The sequence below is a fragment of the Rhizobium sp. YTUHZ044 genome (genome assembly GCF_051123975.1).
Classification (GTDB): Bacteria; Pseudomonadota; Alphaproteobacteria; order Rhizobiales; family Rhizobiaceae; genus Rhizobium.
In genome coordinates this window covers 2,872,236-2,888,023 of the sequence record NZ_CP101426.1, presented here as the reverse complement: position 1 = coordinate 2,888,023, position 15,788 = coordinate 2,872,236, and the positions used below count along the sequence as shown (strand labels likewise).

Below are 15,788 nucleotides of genomic sequence, written 5' to 3'. Positions count from 1 at the left end.
TCCTTATCCCTTTGCCTGCCTGACCAGGCCGGCAATGACGTCGCGCACCGACATGCCTTCGGCGCGGGCGGCGAAGGTCAGCGCCATGCGGTGCTGAAGAATGGGTTCGGCAAGCGCGAAGATATCATCGAGGGACGGGGCGAGGCGGCCCTCGTAGAGCGCGCGGGCGCGCGCGCAGAGCATCATCGCCTGGCCGGCGCGCGGGCCCGGACCCCAGGCGACGTTCTTGTCGGTCGAGGCATTCCCCTGACCGGGGCGGGCGGAGCGCACCAGCGAAAGGATGGCGTCGACGACCGTCTCGCTCACCGGCATCTGGCGCACCAGTGCCTGGATTTCGATCAGCCGTTGCGCATCGATGACGGCTTCTGGCCGGGTTTCGCCGAGGCCTGTGGTCTCGAGCAGGATCTGTCGCTCGGCGGCGAGCTCGGGATAGTTGACGTCGACCTGCAGCAGGAAGCGGTCGAGCTGGGCCTCGGGCAGAGGATAGGTGCCTTCCTGCTCCAGGGGGTTCTGGGTGGCGAGCACATGGAAGGGAGCCGGCAGGTCATAGCGCTGGCCGGCGATGGTGATGTGATATTCCTGCATCGCCTGCAGAAGCGCCGACTGAGTGCGCGGCGAGGCGCGGTTGATTTCGTCGGCCATCAGGAGCTGGGCGAAGACCGGGCCTTTGACGAAACGGAAGGAACGGCGGCCGCTGTCGTCCTGATCCATCACCTCCGACCCCAGAATATCGGAAGGCATCAGGTCTGGCGTGAACTGGACGCGGTTGGCAGCAAGGCCGAGCACCTCGCCGAGTGTCGTCACCAAGCGGGTCTTGGCAAGGCCGGGGACGCCGACGAGCAGGGCATGGCCGCCTGATAGCACGGCGAGGATGGTGTTCTCGACGACGCTCTCCTGACCGAAGATCACTTTGGAGACTTCCCCGCGGATGGCAGCGATATCGGAGAGCGCCCTTTCGGCGGCGGCGACGATCGCCTTTTCATCGAGGCTGGCTTCGGTCTTCATCATACCCACGGGCATCTCCAACGGCTGAAATCATTCGGCAGCGAATCGGCGGACTTATACATCTGCCTCATACTCGATAGAGTTATGGAGATGCGACGGGCTGACAAGTTCGTTACGAATGACTATCTCGTGACTTCACTTCGTTAAGGACAAACCGGGACGGAAGAATGGCAGCCGAAGAAATCAGCGGACAGGCGGATGCGGCGGGGCTTGCCGCGCTGATTTCGCGCGCGTCGCAGGAAACCGCCGGCAAAAAACGAGGATTGCCCCCGGTCGAACGGTGGAATCCGCCCTTCTGCGGGGATATCGACATGGAGATCAGGGCCGACGGCACCTGGTTCTACATGGGCACGCCGATCGCCCGGCCGGCGCTGGTGCGGCTTTTTTCGACGGTGTTGCGCAAGGACGAGGACGAAAAGACCTATCTCGTAACTCCTGTGGAAAAGGTCGGGATCAGGGTCGTGGACGCGCCGTTCGTCGCCGTGGAGATGAGCGTGACGGAGCGGGAGGGCAAACAGGTACTGACATTCCGCACCAATGTCGGTGATGTCGTGGAGGCGGGAGGAGGGCATCGGCTGCGCTTTGCCATTGCGGGCGGCAATGCCGAACTGAAACCCTATCTGCATGTGCGCGGGCGGCTGGAGGCGCTGGTGTCGCGTGCGGTGATGTATGAACTGGCGGCACTCGGCGAGACGCTCGACGTGGAGGGGCGGGCGATGTTTGCGGTCCGCTCCGCCGGCGAGGTCTTTCCCGTCATGCCGGCCGACGAACTGGATGCGCTTTCCCGATGAACGATGCGATCACCCAACGTTATCCGCTGTTCTCAGCAGCTGAATTCCGCCGCCGTGCGCTCGATCAGAATGGCGGGCCGGTGGACCATGCCTGGCGTGATCACGGCGACCATATCCTCAACCCCGATATCGTGGAGGAGATTGCGACCTTCAAGCTGCGCGATGCCGCCGTGCTCGTGCCCGTCGTCGACGACGGCGAGGAAGCGCGGGTGATCTTCACCAAGCGCACGGCGACGCTGCGCAAACATTCCGGTCAGATCGCCTTTCCCGGCGGCTCGATCGATCCGGCCGATATCTCGCCCGAAATGGCGGCGATCCGCGAGACGGAGGAGGAAATCGGCCTGCCCGGTTCCTTCGTCGAGACAGTCGGCAGGCTGCCGAATTATCTCGCTTCGACCGGCTTCCGCATCACGCCCGTGCTCGGCGTCGTCAAGCGGGGTTTCGCGCTGACGCCGAACCCGGCCGAGGTGGACGACGTGTTCGAGGTGCCGCTCTCCTTCCTGATGAATCCGGCCAATCATAACCGCGACAGGCGCGTGATCGACGGCATCGACCGGCATTTCTACCGCATGCCCTATGAAACCAGAATGATCTGGGGCATCACCGCCGGCATCGTCCGCACGCTCTACGAAAGGCTTTACGCATGACCGGCATTGCCGACCAGGCATGGTTCCGCGATCCGGCGCTCGCCCGGGTCCTGGCACTTCTCAATACCGATGACGGGGAAGGACGGGTGGTTGGCGGCGCGGTGCGCAACAGCCTGATGGGCCTGCCGGTCGGCGATATCGACATCGCCACGACGCTGGCGCCCGAAATTGTCATGGAGCGGGCAGCAGTGGCCGGCATCAAGGCGGTGCCGACAGGGCTGCAGCACGGCACGGTGACGCTCGTCATCGACGGCAAGCCCTTCGAGGTGACGACCCTGCGTACCGATGTCGAGACCGACGGACGCCGCGCCAAGGTCGCTTTCAGCACCGATTGGAAGGCCGATGCCGAACGGCGCGACCTGACGATCAACGCGCTCTATGCCGATGCCAAGGGCGAGGTGGTGGATCTCGTCGGCGGGCTTGCGGACATCGAGACGCGCAAAATCCGCTTCATCGGCGATGCGGCAAGGCGTATCGCCGAGGACTATCTGCGCATCCTGCGCTTCTTCCGCTTCTTCGCCTATTACGGTTCCGGGCGGCCGGATCCCGAGGGTCTGAAAGCCTGTGCTGCGGCGCGTTCGAAACTGAAGACGCTCTCGGCCGAGCGCGTCTGGTCGGAGCTTAGAAAGCTGCTTGGTGCCGGCGATCCCGGCCGGGCGCTGCTCTGGATGCGGCAGGTGGCGGTGCTGACGGAAATCCTGCCGGAATCGGAGCGGTGGGGGATCGATGCAATCCCTTCTCTCGTTGCCACCGAAAAGGCGCTCGGCTGGACGCCCGATCCGCTGCTGCGCCTTGCGGCGATCGTGCCGCCCGATGCGGCGCGGCTCACGGCGCTTGCGGCCCGGCTGAAGCTCTCGAATGCGGAAGCCGCCACCCTGACGGCCTGGGCGAAAGCGGAACCGGTCAATGACGAGATATCGCCGGCCGCCTTCGAGCGACTGCTTTACCGCAACGGCGCGGACGGTATCACGACGCGGCTGAAGTTGGCGCTCGGCGTTGCGCGCGGCAAGGCCGAAGGCGATCTTGGCGAAATGGCGCGCTCCGCGCGGCTCGGCAAGCTCCTGGATCAGGCCGTGAACTGGAAGAAGCCGCAATTTCCTCTAAATGGCGGCGATGTGATTGCGGCGGGCATCGCATCCGGTCCCCGCGTCGGGCAACTGCTTGCGGTGCTGGAAAACCAGTGGGTAGAGGAGAATTTCGCCGCTGACCGGCCAGCACTGCTCGCCCGGCTGCAGGAACGCATCCAATAGGGATTATACGCCGCATCGGGTGGATGCGGCGCTGTCATAGTCGTCGCTGCCAGGACGCGGGCACCCGCTCTCAGGCGGCGGTGGCCTCGTCGCGGATGCGTGCCTTGATGTTGTCAACCATGTTTTCGCGTATGATCGTTTCGCCGTGAGCAATCTTCAGGTGCTCAACGGCGCGGCGAACCACTTCTGCGTCATTATCCGCCCGGGTGTGCCAGGCGCAGCCGGGAACGAGCGTGCCACATTCGAAAAGTCGCATGGTTTTCTCCTCTGTCTGGAACGCAACGGCCATCGCGTTCTCACGCGATTGATGAAATGTACGTGCGAAGAGAAGGTTCCGGCCGGCAGGAGGTGGCGACCGGAGAAGGTGTTCAGTCGGGCATCGCCCAGGCTTTGAAAGTATCCGAGAGATGGCCGGGCGTGTTGCTGTTGGCTGCGTCGTTCTGCAGATCCTCCGGCGACTTTCCGCCGGCCAGTTGCAGCTTGACCTGCTCGATGAAGCAGCACAGCGGCAGATCGGAGCCACTCTTGGCCCGCAGTTTCTCGGCAATGCGGATAAGGAACTCGGGTGTGTCGATTGCACGGAATGTTTCCTGGACATCCGTGGACGCAGGCGAGCCGCTTTCTGTCGTCATGACAATCCTCCTCCGATTGTTACGCACGTACATATAAAGTTAGGACTCACTGAATTTTTATGAAGGTCCCTCAGTTCGAATAATCGATGAGATTTTACAGTCTCACGGCCAGCGCACGACAGGCGGCAGCGAGGAGAGAATGGATTCGACGTTGCCGCCGGTCTTCAGGCCGAAGATCGTGCCGCGATCATACAGCAGATTGAATTCGACGTAGCGGCCCCGGCGGATCAATTGTTCGTCACGATCGGCCTCCGTCCACAACTTGTTGAAGTTGGAGCGAACGATCTTCGGATAGACCATGGCGAAAGCCCTGCCGACATCGCGCGTGAAGGCGAAATCGGCGTCCCAGCCGCCGGCTTCTTCGCTCGAATGCAGCCAATCGAAGAAGATGCCGCCGATGCCGCGGGGCTCGTTGCGATGCTTGAGGAAAAAATAGTCGTCGCACCAGCCCTTGTAGGCATCGTAATCGGCGACGGCATGGTTTCGGCAGGCGATTTCCATGGCTTTGTGGAAGAGCTGGCTGTCCTCATCCTCCTGGGTGCGGCGGCGCGACAGCACCGGCGTCAGATCGGCGCCGCCGCCGAACCAGCGGCTTGTTGTGACCACCATGCGGGTGTTCATATGCACCGTGGGAACATTGGGGTTGACGGGATGGGCGATCAGCGAAATGCCCGAGGCCCAGAAACGCGGATCGTCCTTGGCACCCGGTATCTGGGTGCGAAAGTCCGGTGAGAATTCGCCGTGAACGGTAGAGGTGTGGACGCCGACCTTCTCGAACACGCGGCCTTCCATCATCGACATGCGGCCACCGCCGCCGGCGCCTTCTTCACGCGACCAGTCCTTGGCGACGAAGCGGCCGGGCTCCTGATCGGACAAGGGGCCTTGCAGTTCGTCTTCGAGGGCTTCGAAGGAGGCGCAGATCGTATCGCGCAGTCCTTCGAACCAGTTGCGGGCGGCCGCCTTCTTCTCTTCGATATCCGCAGGCAAGCCGATCGGCAGTTCCGGTCTTTCCATGTCACGCCTCCGCGGCCGGCATCCATTCAGGATGCGACTCGCTCATTCCCTGTTGCCCGCCACATCTAGCAGGTGGCGCCGCCTCTCGCCAAGGCTGCGGCCGGGGCATCGAGATTCGACTCGCAAAGCAAGGGTTTCGATACTATCTTTTCGGCAGAGGTAGGGTTGATGGCAAAAATTCCAGGACCTCCGTCCTTCGACGGCCTGAAGCGCAGAATGGCGAGACACCGGGCGGAAAATCCTGCCCGCAAGAAAGACCATTTCGTGCGTGAGACATATTGCCTCGGCCTCCTCGATGCCCGCGCCAAGGCGCGCGAATGGTTCGACGAATATCCGAAAGCGGCCTATTGGACCGAGGTCGAAAGCTGGCGTCAGCTCGACGGCGACCAGATCGAATTCACCATGCGCCGTCTGCCTTCGGCCGACTGACCGTCACTCCGCGACAGCACGCACGCGGCTTTCGATCAGAAGGCCGCTTTCATCCAGGATCGGATGCGCCACCGAGACGATGTGGGCGTTGATCCTCTTCAGGTCACGCAGCATATCGAGATGCAGCGAGCTTGTCTGCAGACTGTCGGCGCGTCCGTCACGCAGGCGCTCCAGATGGTGTTCGGCCGACTGTTTCTCCATGCGCCGGACCTCTACCTTTGTCTCCATCATCTGACGCGCAAGATTGAAATCGCGAGTGACGAAGATCGTCTGGGCGACACGAAGATTGTCGATCGTCAGGTCGAACAGCTTACGCAATTCCTGATGACCGTCGTCGGAAAACCTGAGCCCGAGCGAGATCTTCTTCGATATCTGCTCCAGCAAGCCTTTCTCGATGATATCGCCCATATGTTCGAGATTGATGGCATAATCGATGATAACGATCGAACGGCGGGCGTTCTCGTCGCTGAGCCCCTCGCGGCCGAGCTTCGAGAGATAGACCTTCACCGCCTGCTGCAGCTTGTCGACACGCTCTTCGAGGATCGCGATTTCGGAAAGCTTGGAAGAGTCATTGCCTTCGAAGGCCTCGGAGACTCGGATCAGCATGCGCTCGATGAGGTCGCCGATGCCGAGCACTTCGCGGGTGGCGCTTGTCAAAGCAATGACGGGCGTCGAAAGCTCATGGGCGTCCAGATATTTCGGAGCCGTGTCCGGCTCGGCCTGATCCGGAACCAGACGGGTCATCAGCGTGGCGAGCGGCCTCGAAAAGGGCCAGGCGAGGGCGGCGAGCAGAACATTGAAAAGCAGATGCGCATCGACTGGGAGCTTTGACGGTCCGAAGGGCAGCACCTGAATGAATTCCGCGCCGTAGCCCGCGAGCGGCAGGGCGATGATGCAGCCGAGCGCACGGACGGCGAGATTGCCGAACGTGACGCGTCGCGCCGAAACCGGCCCGGACATCGTCGCGACGACGGGCGGTATCGCGCCGCCGAGATTGGCGCCGAGCACGAGCACGATGACGAGTTCGGCAGAGATCAGGCCGGCCGAGGCGAGCGATAGGATGAGCACCACCACAGCCAGACTGGACGATGAGACGAAGGCGAGCGCTGCCGAGAAAAGGAGCGCCACGGGCAGAGCGCCATCCAGCAGACTGATGAAAGCGGCGAGAGCGGGGGAGGCGCGCATCGGCTCCGTCGCAAGGCTCAGGAGATGCAGCGACAACAGCATCAGGCCGATCCCGATCAGCGCTGCGCCGCCGCCTTGGCGGGTGCTGGAGCGGCCGCGGTAAAGCACGATGCCGGAGAGGATCAGGAGCGGTGAGAGCCATTCGATGCCTGTCGCGACGATCCATGCAGTGATCGCCGTGCCGACATTGGCGCCGAGCAGGACGAGCTGGGCCATGCGCGGATTGATCAGATCACGTTCGACGAAGGAGGCGGTCATCAGCGCTGTTGCCGTCGAGCTCTGCAGCGCGACGGTCGCGACAAGTCCCGACAGGAATGAGCGAAGGCCGCCGCGCGTGCCGGTCGCCAGCCCCGTTCTCAGCCGGGCGCCGAAGGCCCTGGACACGCCGTCCTTCACCTGCGCGAGGCCGAACAGCAGCAGCGCCACGGCTCCGAACAGGTTGATCATGATGATCGTAGAATCCATTTTCTTGTTTTATTCTGCTTTCGTCAGTCTATGGGCATCGGCCTGATGGCCAATCTTCCCAAGTTATTGAAATTGTGAAGATCGTGCGGGGGCTTTGATTGTCCGGCTAATGAATATACGCCGGTTTGATCGATTGACAATGTCGATTTCCGACACTTGTTGATATATTCGGCAATCCGTTCAGACAGCGGCCGATCAAGCCCAGACGGTTTGGCGCATCGCCTCGCCGACGATCATGGCCGCCGAGATTGCGACATTGATCGACCGCTGGCCTTCGACCATCGGAACGAGGATGCGGGCGTCGGCTCTCTCGTGCACGTGATCCGGCACGCCGGCGCTTTCGCGCCCAAACAGCAGGACATCATCCGGGCGGAAGGCGAAGTCGGTGTAGCGGTCGGCGGCCTTGGTCGAGGCGAGGATCAGGCGCCGGCCTGATGTGGCGCGCCAGGTCTCGAAGCGGTCCCAGCTGACGTGGCGGGTCAGCGCGGCGGCGGCGATATAATCCATGCCCGATCGTTTCAGGTTGCGGTCGGAGACGTCGAAGCCGGCGGGCTCGATCAGATCCACGGCAAAGCCGAGGCAGGCTGCAAGGCGCAGGATCGTGCCGGTATTGCCGGGAATGTCCGGCTGATAAAGTGCAAGTCTGAGGTTCGCCATGTATACGCCGCTTGTTCGTTTAGACGCGGGGAGGCCTAATACAACTGTGATTTCGGCGCAACAGGACGCGGTTTGGCCCTAAAACGTGCTATTTGCGCCAGTTCAGGTCTGGAAGTTTCGCACTTTTCGCGTTATGCATGCACATCTTCGAACGCCAGCAGGGAGGGCCGCATGAATATTTTGCTCATTACGCGCTTTCCTGCCGTGATGCCGATCAAGGCGACATGGCACCGCTAGAGCGGGCTTTTTTCTAAAACTTCCCTTTTGATCCATTGTGCGGCTGTTTCAGCCTCGCCCCTTGAACGTCCGGTTCCCATATGTGCTTGCATGCGCCGGGATGGCGCGAAGCCGGGAGCCGGAACGGTGATGTTTCGGAGCAATTTCATGTTTGGCTGGTTCGAGCAGCGACTCAATCCCTTTCCGAGCGAGGAGCCCGTCGCCCCCCCGAAAGGTCTCTTTGCCTTCTGCTGGCATTACAGCAAGCCGGCAGCGCCGTGGCTCGGCCTGATGGCGGTGCTGACGTCGCTGATTGCCATCGGCGAAGTGGCGCTCTTCCAGTTCCTCGGCGACATCGTCGACTGGCTGACCAATGCCGATCGCGCCACCTTCCTGCAGACGGAAGGCCACAAGCTGTTCTGGATGGCGGCTCTGGTGCTGGTCGGCTTGCCGCTGGCGGCAGGGCTCGATTCCCTCATCATGCACCAGATGCTGCTCGGCAATTATCCGATGATGGCGCGCTGGCAGATGCACCGCTTCCTGCTGCGCCACAGCATGACCTTCTTCGCCAACGAGTTTGCCGGGCGTGTCGCGACCAAGGTGATGCAGACCTCGCTTGCCGTGCGCGAAACGGTGATGAAGATCCTCGACGTCTTCGTCTATGTCGTCAGCTATTTCCTGACGATGATCATCGTGATTGCCGCGGCCGACTGGCGGCTGATGATCCCGATCCTCATCTGGCTCGCAGTCTATGTCAGCATCGTCTCTTACTTCGTGCCCCGGCTTCGCAAGATCGCGGCCCAGCAGGCGGATGCGCGCTCGATGATGACGGGCCGCGTGGTCGACAGCTATACGAACATCGCAACCGTCAAGCTGTTCTCGCATGCGGGACGCGAGGAGATTTATGCCAAACAGGGCATGGACGAGTTCCTGCAGACCGTGCACAAGCAGATGCGAAAGGTGACGCTGTTCCATATCAGCGTCTACCTGAACAACTGCGTCGCGCTCTTTGTCGTCTCGGGCCTGTCGATCTGGTTTTGGCTGAACGGGGCGATCTCGGTCGGAGCGATCGCCATCGCCATCGGTCTTGCCATGCGCGTCAACGGCATGTCGCAGTGGATCATGTGGGAAGTCTCGGCGCTGTTCGAGAATATCGGCACGGTCTATGACGGCATGGAGATGATGAGCAAGCAGCACGACATCATCGACCAGCCGAATGCGCCCGCAATGACGGCCAAGAAGGGGGCGATCCATTACGATCGCATTCGCTTCCACTATGGCAAGGGCAAGGGTGTCATCGACAATCTGTCGCTTGACATCAAGGCAGGCGAGAAGGTGGGTCTGGTCGGTCGTTCCGGCGCCGGCAAGACGACGCTGATGAACCTGCTGCTGCGCTTCTATGACCTGGAGGCCGGCCGCATCACGATCGACGGGCAGGATATATCAGGCGTCTCGCAGGAGAGCCTGCGTTCGCTGATCGGCGTGGTGACGCAGGACACCTCGCTGCTGCACCGTTCGATCCGCGACAACATCGCCTATGGCCGGCCGGAGGCCACCGACGCCGAAGTGATCGAAGCGGCCAAACGCGCCAATGCCTGGGAGTTCATCGAAGGGCTCGTTGACATGCAGGGCCGCCAGGGGCTCGACGCGCAGGTCGGCGAGCGCGGCGTCAAGCTCTCAGGTGGTCAGCGGCAGCGGATCGCGATCGCCCGCGTCTTCCTAAAGGATGCGCCGATCCTCGTGCTCGACGAGGCAACCTCGGCACTCGATTCCGAAGTCGAGGCGGCGATCCAAGAAAACCTCTTCGCCCTGATGGAGGGCAAGACGGTGATCGCGATCGCCCACCGGCTTTCGACGCTGACGGAGATGGACCGGCTGATCGTGCTCGACAAGGGGCGGATCGTCGAGGCCGGTTCGCACGCCGAACTGATCGGAAGCGGCGGCATCTACGCCGACCTCTGGAACCGCCAGTCCGGCGGCTTCCTCTCCGATCATGCCGAAGAGGCGGAAGAGGCCGCGGAATAAGAATCGACCCTCCCGGCGTGAGCGGGGAGGGCATTTTCATGATTTCGATGATTTGTGCTCGCGAGACGATTGTCGAAGACCGGATGCGCTCGTGCCGGCGTTCTTTTCAAAGACTGTCGGCCCAGTCGATCACGCGGTCATGTCCGACGACGACGATGCTGTTGGCGGCCGCGATCGTGCGCAGCGCCACGATGCGGCGGCGCTCCTCGCTGTCGAGCCAGGCGGCGATAGCCTCGATGACGATCTCGTCGCGCGGCAACGCCAGGTCGAGAGCCAGGGCATCCAACCTTTCTGCAAGCGGAAGCGGAATATGCGCATCGAGCATTTTCGTTTCCATGACGTCTCTCCGGTTAAGCGCGATCCTATCGTCAGATTGTGACGGGTTCGGGGGCAATCAATGGCGATGCCGCCGATGTTATCGTCTATTACCAAAATATAAGGTTGCGTCCGCTTTTCATTCCCTTTGCCACTCCCCTCAATCCGCCTATATCGCTTGCATGTTTCTGCGACCCCTCTTCCGCCTGTTTGAAACCTGGATCGATCCGTTCCGCCGGCGCGACGACTTGCAGCCGCCGCGCGCTACGCTCGGTTTCATCTGGTTCTACATCGGCCAGGCGAAGATGCCGTTCATCGCCATGCTCATTCTCGGCGGCACGTCGGCGGCAATCGAGGCCGCACTCTTCTGGTTCGTCGGACGCCTCGTCGATATTCTCGCTAGTATTGCGCCCGGCGCCGGCTGGAGCGGTCTTATCGCGGCCCATGGCGGCGAGCTGTTCGGCATGCTCGCTCTCATCGGGCTCGTGCGCTTCGTCGTTGCCTTCCTGATTGCCCTCGTCGATCAGCAGGTGATCACGCCGGGCTTCTACAATCTAGCACGTTGGCAATCTTATCTCCATGTCTCAAGGCAATCATTGTCGTTCTTTCAGAGCGATTTCTCCGGGCGTATCGTCACCAAGGTCTGGTCGGCCGGCCAGGCAACCGGGGATCTCGTCACCTCGTTGATGGAAAGCGTCTGGTTTGTCGGAATTTATGCGGTAACGACGCTGGTGCTCGTCGCCAGGCTGGACTTTACGCTCGCCGCCGTCGTGCTGTTCTGGCTTGGCGCCTTCAGCCTGCTTGCCCGCCACTTCGTCCCACGGATCCGCCATCACTCGCGCGAAACGGCGGAGGCCGGATCGATGCTGAACGGCCGGATGGTCGACGCCTATAGCAATATGCAGACACTGAAGCTGTTCGCGCGCGATGAAGAGAGCGACCGCTACATGCGCCAAGGTTTCGATATCTATCAGGACACGGTGATGCGCTTCACGCGGTTCATTACCGGTGTGAGGGCCTCCATGGCGCTGCTCTCCGGCCTGATGATCGTGACGATGGCGGGCTTGAGCGTCGATCTCTGGCTGCGCGGCCTCGTCAGCTCGGGCGCGGTGGCGTTCTCGCTGGCGCTGGTGCTCCGGCTGAATTTCCTGCTCGGCAGGCTGATGACGCAGTTCAACGGCATCATGCGCAATCTCGGCACCATTCAGAACGCCGCCGAACTGATTTCGCAGCCGCTCGGGCTCGTCGATCGGCCGGATGCGAAGAGCCTGGTGATCCGCCAGCCCGGCGTCCGCTTTGACAATGTCTCCTTCCGCTACGGCAAGGGTCAGCAGCCCGTCGTCGAGAATTTCTCCCTGACCATCCGCCCGGGCGAGAAGGTCGGGATCGTCGGGCGTTCGGGCGCCGGCAAATCAACGCTGATGAATCTGCTGCTGCGCCTCTATGACATCCAGGACGGCCACATCTTGGTCGACGGTCAGGATATATCGGCCGTGACCCAGGAATCGCTGCGGATGCAGATCGGCGTCGTCAGCCAGGATACGTCGCTGCTGCACCGTTCCGTGCGCGACAATATCCTGTTCGGACGACCGGATGCCGGCGAGGAGCGGCTGGTCGACGCGGCCCGACGCGCCGAAGCTGTGGACTTCATTGCGCGCCTGCAGGATCAGCAGGGCCGTAGAGGTTTCGATGCGCATGTCGGCGAACGCGGCGTCAAACTATCGGGCGGGCAGCGGCAGCGCATCGCCATCGCGCGAGTCATGCTGAAGGACGCGCCGATCCTGGTTCTCGACGAAGCGACGTCGGCGCTCGATTCGGAAGTGGAGGAAGCGATCCAGTCCAATCTCCATCGGATCATGGAGGGAAAGACAGTGCTCGCAATCGCCCACCGGCTTTCGACGATCGCCGCGCTCGACCGGCTGATCGTCGTCGACCTTGGCCGGATTATCGAGGAGGGCAGCCACGACGAGCTGCTTCGCCGCGGCGGGCTCTATGCGGAACTCTGGGCACGCCAGTCCGGCGGATTTCTCGCGTCCGACGAGGATGCAGGCTCAAGGATCGAGGACGAATTCCGCCATGAGGCCAAAATGGTTTGATCCGAAACTGTTCTCGATGCGGCGGACCGATTTCAGCCGCAGGGGCGCTTTGCTGAAGACGTGATCGATCGAAATGCCGAGCGGGCCGGCGGCGATCGGCCATGTCGCAGGCTCCAGCGATGCTGTGCCCAAGCCTTGGCTGCGCATGAGATACTGCACATCCGGCGCCAGAATCGACGTATTGAAATCACCAGCAAGCACGAGCGGTCCCGGTAGCGAAGAGATAATCTCGGCGAGATCTTCGACTTCCAGGCCGTGGAATTCGTCATAATAGGGTTTGGTCAGGTGCGCGGCGAGCAAGTTGACCTTCTGGCCGTCGAAATCGATCGTCGAGATCGTCAGCCGGTTGCGCCACAGCAGGCCGAGGCTGCGGATGCGAGGTTCGATCAGCGGGCGCTTCGACAGGACGAGCGTATCGCATTGCTCCATGCCGACGCCGCAGCCGACGTAATAGGGGTATGTCTTCAGCAGTCGCGGCAATTCGGACAATACCGGTTCGGCCTCGAGGATGTTGACGACGTCGGCGCCGGATCCGATCGCCATGTCGGCGATATCAGCGCCGTTTGCGAAATTGTCATTCTCTATATTGAAGGACATCAGCTTGAAGAGAGCAGGGCGGCTCTCGTCTACCTCAGGCTCGACGAATTCACGCGCCATCACGATGCCGTGGACGGCGAGAACCATCGATGCGCCAAGTGTCAGCAGCGCGTACCAATGGCGCTTGAAGAGGAGGGCTATGCCGGAGGCCACTGCTGCGGCCGCTGCCAGATGGATCTGGAAGCTATAAAAAAGAGAAAGCAGATAGAAATCTTTGGCATAGCGCAGCGAGATGATAGCGAGAACGAGGGTTGTGAGAACGCTCATTACGCAAAAGATCGTGTCTCTCATCCGCTCGGGTCCGGCTGGCTGGCATCGTTGCGGTTGCGCCTAACACGGTGGCTTTTGTGTTGCAATGCAACATAAGGGCAAGCGGGTGTTTGCCGTAAAAAATTCATCTGAAATTTCCCGCGACATTGTGCCCTCATCCCCTTGCCAAGGCTGGACATAATTTGCGATCAAGCTTAGAACGCGCCGGATTGCCGGGGAATCTATGGCCGAAATGTGTCCAGATCGATTCGTCAGCAGAGGGGGCGGGGCGGAATTCCGCGATAATTGCGCAGAGGATGGTTAAGCCGTGAGCGAACACGTAACGACAAGCGAGGCTTCAGCAGAGCCCACTCGCCGTGATTTCCTTTATCTCACCACTGGTATGGCGGGCGCTGTCGGCGCCGTTGCTGTCGCATGGCCGTTCATCGACCAGATGCGTCCGGATGCATCGACGCTGGCGCTTGCCTCCATCGAAGTCGATGTCGCGAGCCTTGAGCCCGGCATGTCGCTGACGGTCAAGTGGCGCGGCAAGCCGATCTTTATCCGCAACCGCACACCGGAGGAAGTGAAAGCGGCAGCTGATGTTCCGCTGGCGGATCTCAAGGATCCGATCGCGCGCAACGCAAACCTTCCACCTGAAGCGCAGGCAACCGGTGTTGACCGTTCGGGTGGCAAGGACAAGGAAAATTGGATCGTCATGATCGGCACCTGCACCCATCTCGGTTGCGTTCCGCTCGGTCAGGCCGGTGAGTACAATGGTTGGTTCTGTCCCTGCCATGGCTCGGTCTACGACACGGCCGGCCGCATTCGCAAAGGCCCTGCGCCGCAGAACCTGGCGATTCCGACCTTTTCATTTGTGTCCGATACCAAAATCAAGATCGGTTGAGGGGAGACTGATTTATGAGTGGCCATTCCAGCTACGAACCATCAACCGGCTTCGAAAAATGGGTCGATGCGCGCCTGCCTCTGCCGCGCATGGTCTATGACAGCTTCGTGGCATATCCGGTTCCCAGAAACCTGAACTACGCCTATACCTTCGGCGCGATGCTTTCCGTCATGCTGATCGTGCAGATCCTGACGGGTGTCGTGCTCGCCATGCACTACGCCGCCGACACGACGATCGCTTTCAACTCCGTTGAAAAGATCATGCGCGACGTAAACCACGGGTGGCTGCTGCGCTACCTGCATGCCAACGGCGCATCCTTCTTCTTCGTCGCCGTCTATCTGCACATTGCCCGGGGCCTCTACTATGGCTCTTACAAGGCACCGCGCGAAATCCTCTGGATCCTGGGCGTGGTCATCTACCTGCTGATGATGGCGACGGGCTTCATGGGCTACGTCCTGCCCTGGGGGCAGATGTCCTTCTGGGGCGCGACCGTCATTACCGGCTTCTTTTCGGCCTTCCCGCTGGTCGGCGAATGGGTGCAGCAGTTCCTGCTGGGCGGCTTTGCCGTCGATCAGCCGACGCTGAACCGTTTCTTCTCGCTGCATTACCTGCTGCCTTTCATGATTGCGGGCGTCGTCGTCCTGCATATCTGGGCGCTGCATGTGACCGGCCAGACGAACCCGACCGGCGTCGAGGTCAAGACGAAGACGGACACGGTGCGTTTCACGCCCTATGCGACGATGAAGGACGCCCTCGGCGTCTCCGTCTTTCTGCTCGTTTACGCCTATTTCGTCTTCTACCTGCCGAACTTCCTCGGTCACGCCGATAACTACATCCCGGCCGATCCGTTGAAGACGCCCGCCCACATCGTTCCCGAATGGTACTTCCTGCCGTTCTACGCGATGCTGCGTTCGATCACCTTCAACATCGGCCCGATCGACTCCAAACTCGGTGGCGTGCTCGTGATGTTCGGCGCAATCATCGTGCTCTTCTTCCTGCCGTGGCTTGACACCTCGAAGGTCCGTTCGGCGGTCTATCGTCCCTGGTACAAGCTGTTCTTCTGGCTGTTCGTGCTCAACGCGATCATCCTCGGCTGGCTCGGTTCGCAGCCTGCGGAAGGCAGCTACGTCATCGTGTCGCAGATCTGCACGCTTCTCTACTTCGCCTTCTTCCTGGTCGCGATGCCAGTTCTGGGTCTGGTGGAAACGCCGCGCCGCATCCCGAACTCGATCACTGAAGCGGTGCTTGAAAAGCGCAACAAGACCACTGGCGCCGCCGCGGCGGCCAATGCGTAAGCGAGCGACGGAA

The 15,788-nt window shown here is 61.4% G+C and carries 16 protein-coding genes; 8 read left to right on the top strand and 8 right to left on the bottom strand.

What is annotated here, in order from left to right; all coding sequences use genetic code 11:
- Positions 1 to 3: 3 nt before the first annotated feature.
- Positions 4 to 1,014, bottom strand: coding sequence for an AAA family ATPase (locus NL154_RS14445; protein ID WP_210630447.1), 1,011 nt, complete (start codon positions 1,012 to 1,014; stop codon positions 4 to 6).
- Positions 1,015 to 1,172: 158 nt separating this feature from the next.
- Between NL154_RS14445 and NL154_RS14440 the strand changes: the two genes are divergently transcribed.
- Genes NL154_RS14440 through NL154_RS14430 form a run of 3 tightly spaced genes read left to right on the top strand, consistent with a single transcriptional unit; the run spans position 1,173 to position 3,693 of the window.
- Positions 1,173 to 1,796 (top strand): DUF1285 domain-containing protein, encoded by a 624-nt coding sequence (locus NL154_RS14440; RefSeq protein WP_221165338.1) that lies wholly within the window; start codon positions 1,173 to 1,175, stop codon positions 1,794 to 1,796.
- Positions 1,793 to 2,443 carry a CoA pyrophosphatase gene (locus NL154_RS14435; protein ID WP_434732846.1) on the top strand — a complete coding sequence of 217 codons (651 nt, stop codon included), beginning with the start codon at positions 1,793 to 1,795 and terminating at the stop codon, positions 2,441 to 2,443. Before NL154_RS14440 ends, NL154_RS14435 begins: the two co-directional genes overlap by 4 nt.
- Positions 2,440 to 3,693 carry a CCA tRNA nucleotidyltransferase gene (locus tag NL154_RS14430; RefSeq protein WP_434732845.1) on the top strand — a complete coding sequence of 418 codons (1,254 nt, stop codon included), beginning with the start codon at positions 2,440 to 2,442 and terminating at the stop codon, positions 3,691 to 3,693. The genes NL154_RS14435 and NL154_RS14430 overlap by 4 nt, the downstream gene beginning before the upstream one ends.
- Positions 3,694 to 3,763: 70 nt before the next feature.
- Here NL154_RS14430 and NL154_RS14425 read toward each other — a convergent pair whose 3' ends face one another.
- From NL154_RS14425 to hemF, 3 genes are all read right to left on the bottom strand, one after another.
- A complete protein-coding gene (locus NL154_RS14425; RefSeq protein ID WP_221146999.1) occupies positions 3,764 to 3,949 on the bottom strand; it encodes a DUF1059 domain-containing protein in 186 nt (61 codons plus the stop codon).
- Positions 3,950 to 4,061: 112 nt separating this feature from the next.
- A complete protein-coding gene (locus NL154_RS14420) occupies positions 4,062 to 4,325 on the bottom strand; it encodes a hypothetical protein (protein WP_221146960.1) in 264 nt (87 codons plus the stop codon).
- Between the two features lie 102 nt (positions 4,326 to 4,427).
- Positions 4,428 to 5,339, bottom strand: a complete 912-nt coding sequence (gene hemF, locus NL154_RS14415) for an oxygen-dependent coproporphyrinogen oxidase (RefSeq protein ID WP_210630452.1) — start codon at positions 5,337 to 5,339, stop codon at positions 4,428 to 4,430.
- A gap of 168 nt (positions 5,340 to 5,507) precedes the next feature.
- On the opposite strand from hemF, the gene NL154_RS14410 reads away from it, so the two are divergent.
- The gene (locus tag NL154_RS14410) at positions 5,508 to 5,768 is read left to right on the top strand and encodes a hypothetical protein (RefSeq protein ID WP_064804101.1); all 261 of its coding nucleotides are present in this window, start codon (positions 5,508 to 5,510) and stop codon (positions 5,766 to 5,768) included.
- A 3-nt stretch (positions 5,769 to 5,771) separates the two neighbouring features.
- Here NL154_RS14410 and NL154_RS14405 read toward each other — a convergent pair whose 3' ends face one another.
- Positions 5,772 to 7,418, bottom strand: a complete 1,647-nt coding sequence (locus NL154_RS14405) for a Na/Pi cotransporter family protein (RefSeq protein ID WP_221158085.1) — start codon at positions 7,416 to 7,418, stop codon at positions 5,772 to 5,774.
- A gap of 195 nt (positions 7,419 to 7,613) precedes the next feature.
- Positions 7,614 to 8,075 (bottom strand): tRNA (cytidine(34)-2'-O)-methyltransferase, encoded by a 462-nt coding sequence (locus tag NL154_RS14400; RefSeq protein WP_221164419.1) that lies wholly within the window; start codon positions 8,073 to 8,075, stop codon positions 7,614 to 7,616.
- Positions 8,076 to 8,459: 384 nt separating this feature from the next.
- Between NL154_RS14400 and NL154_RS14395 the strand changes: the two genes are divergently transcribed.
- On the top strand, positions 8,460 to 10,316 hold the full coding sequence (locus NL154_RS14395; RefSeq protein ID WP_221146961.1) for an ABC transporter ATP-binding protein: 1,857 nt from the start codon (positions 8,460 to 8,462) through the stop codon (positions 10,314 to 10,316).
- Positions 10,317 to 10,422: 106 nt separating this feature from the next.
- On the opposite strand, the gene NL154_RS14390 is transcribed toward NL154_RS14395, so the two are convergent.
- Positions 10,423 to 10,653 carry a CopG family transcriptional regulator gene (locus NL154_RS14390; RefSeq protein ID WP_210630456.1) on the bottom strand — a complete coding sequence of 77 codons (231 nt, stop codon included), beginning with the start codon at positions 10,651 to 10,653 and terminating at the stop codon, positions 10,423 to 10,425.
- Positions 10,654 to 10,813: 160 nt separating this feature from the next.
- Here NL154_RS14390 and NL154_RS14385 point away from each other — a divergent pair, with 160 nt between their 5' ends.
- Positions 10,814 to 12,727, top strand: a complete 1,914-nt coding sequence (locus NL154_RS14385; protein ID WP_210630457.1) for an ABC transporter ATP-binding protein — start codon at positions 10,814 to 10,816, stop codon at positions 12,725 to 12,727.
- Here NL154_RS14385 and NL154_RS14380 read toward each other — a convergent pair.
- Positions 12,683 to 13,615, bottom strand: a complete 933-nt coding sequence (locus NL154_RS14380) for an endonuclease/exonuclease/phosphatase family protein (protein WP_221155646.1) — start codon at positions 13,613 to 13,615, stop codon at positions 12,683 to 12,685. The two genes, NL154_RS14385 and NL154_RS14380, sit on opposite strands and share 45 nt — an antisense overlap.
- Before the next feature lie 286 nt (positions 13,616 to 13,901).
- Here NL154_RS14380 and petA point away from each other — a divergent pair, with 286 nt between their 5' ends.
- Both petA and NL154_RS14370 read left to right on the top strand, forming a co-directional pair.
- Complete coding sequence (petA, locus tag NL154_RS14375; protein ID WP_011426278.1) at positions 13,902 to 14,480, top strand: ubiquinol-cytochrome c reductase iron-sulfur subunit; 579 nt, start codon at positions 13,902 to 13,904, stop codon at positions 14,478 to 14,480.
- A gap of 14 nt (positions 14,481 to 14,494) precedes the next feature.
- The gene (locus NL154_RS14370) at positions 14,495 to 15,775 is read left to right on the top strand and encodes a cytochrome b (protein ID WP_085778917.1); all 1,281 of its coding nucleotides are present in this window, start codon (positions 14,495 to 14,497) and stop codon (positions 15,773 to 15,775) included.
- The last annotated feature ends 13 nt before the right edge of the window (positions 15,776 to 15,788 follow it).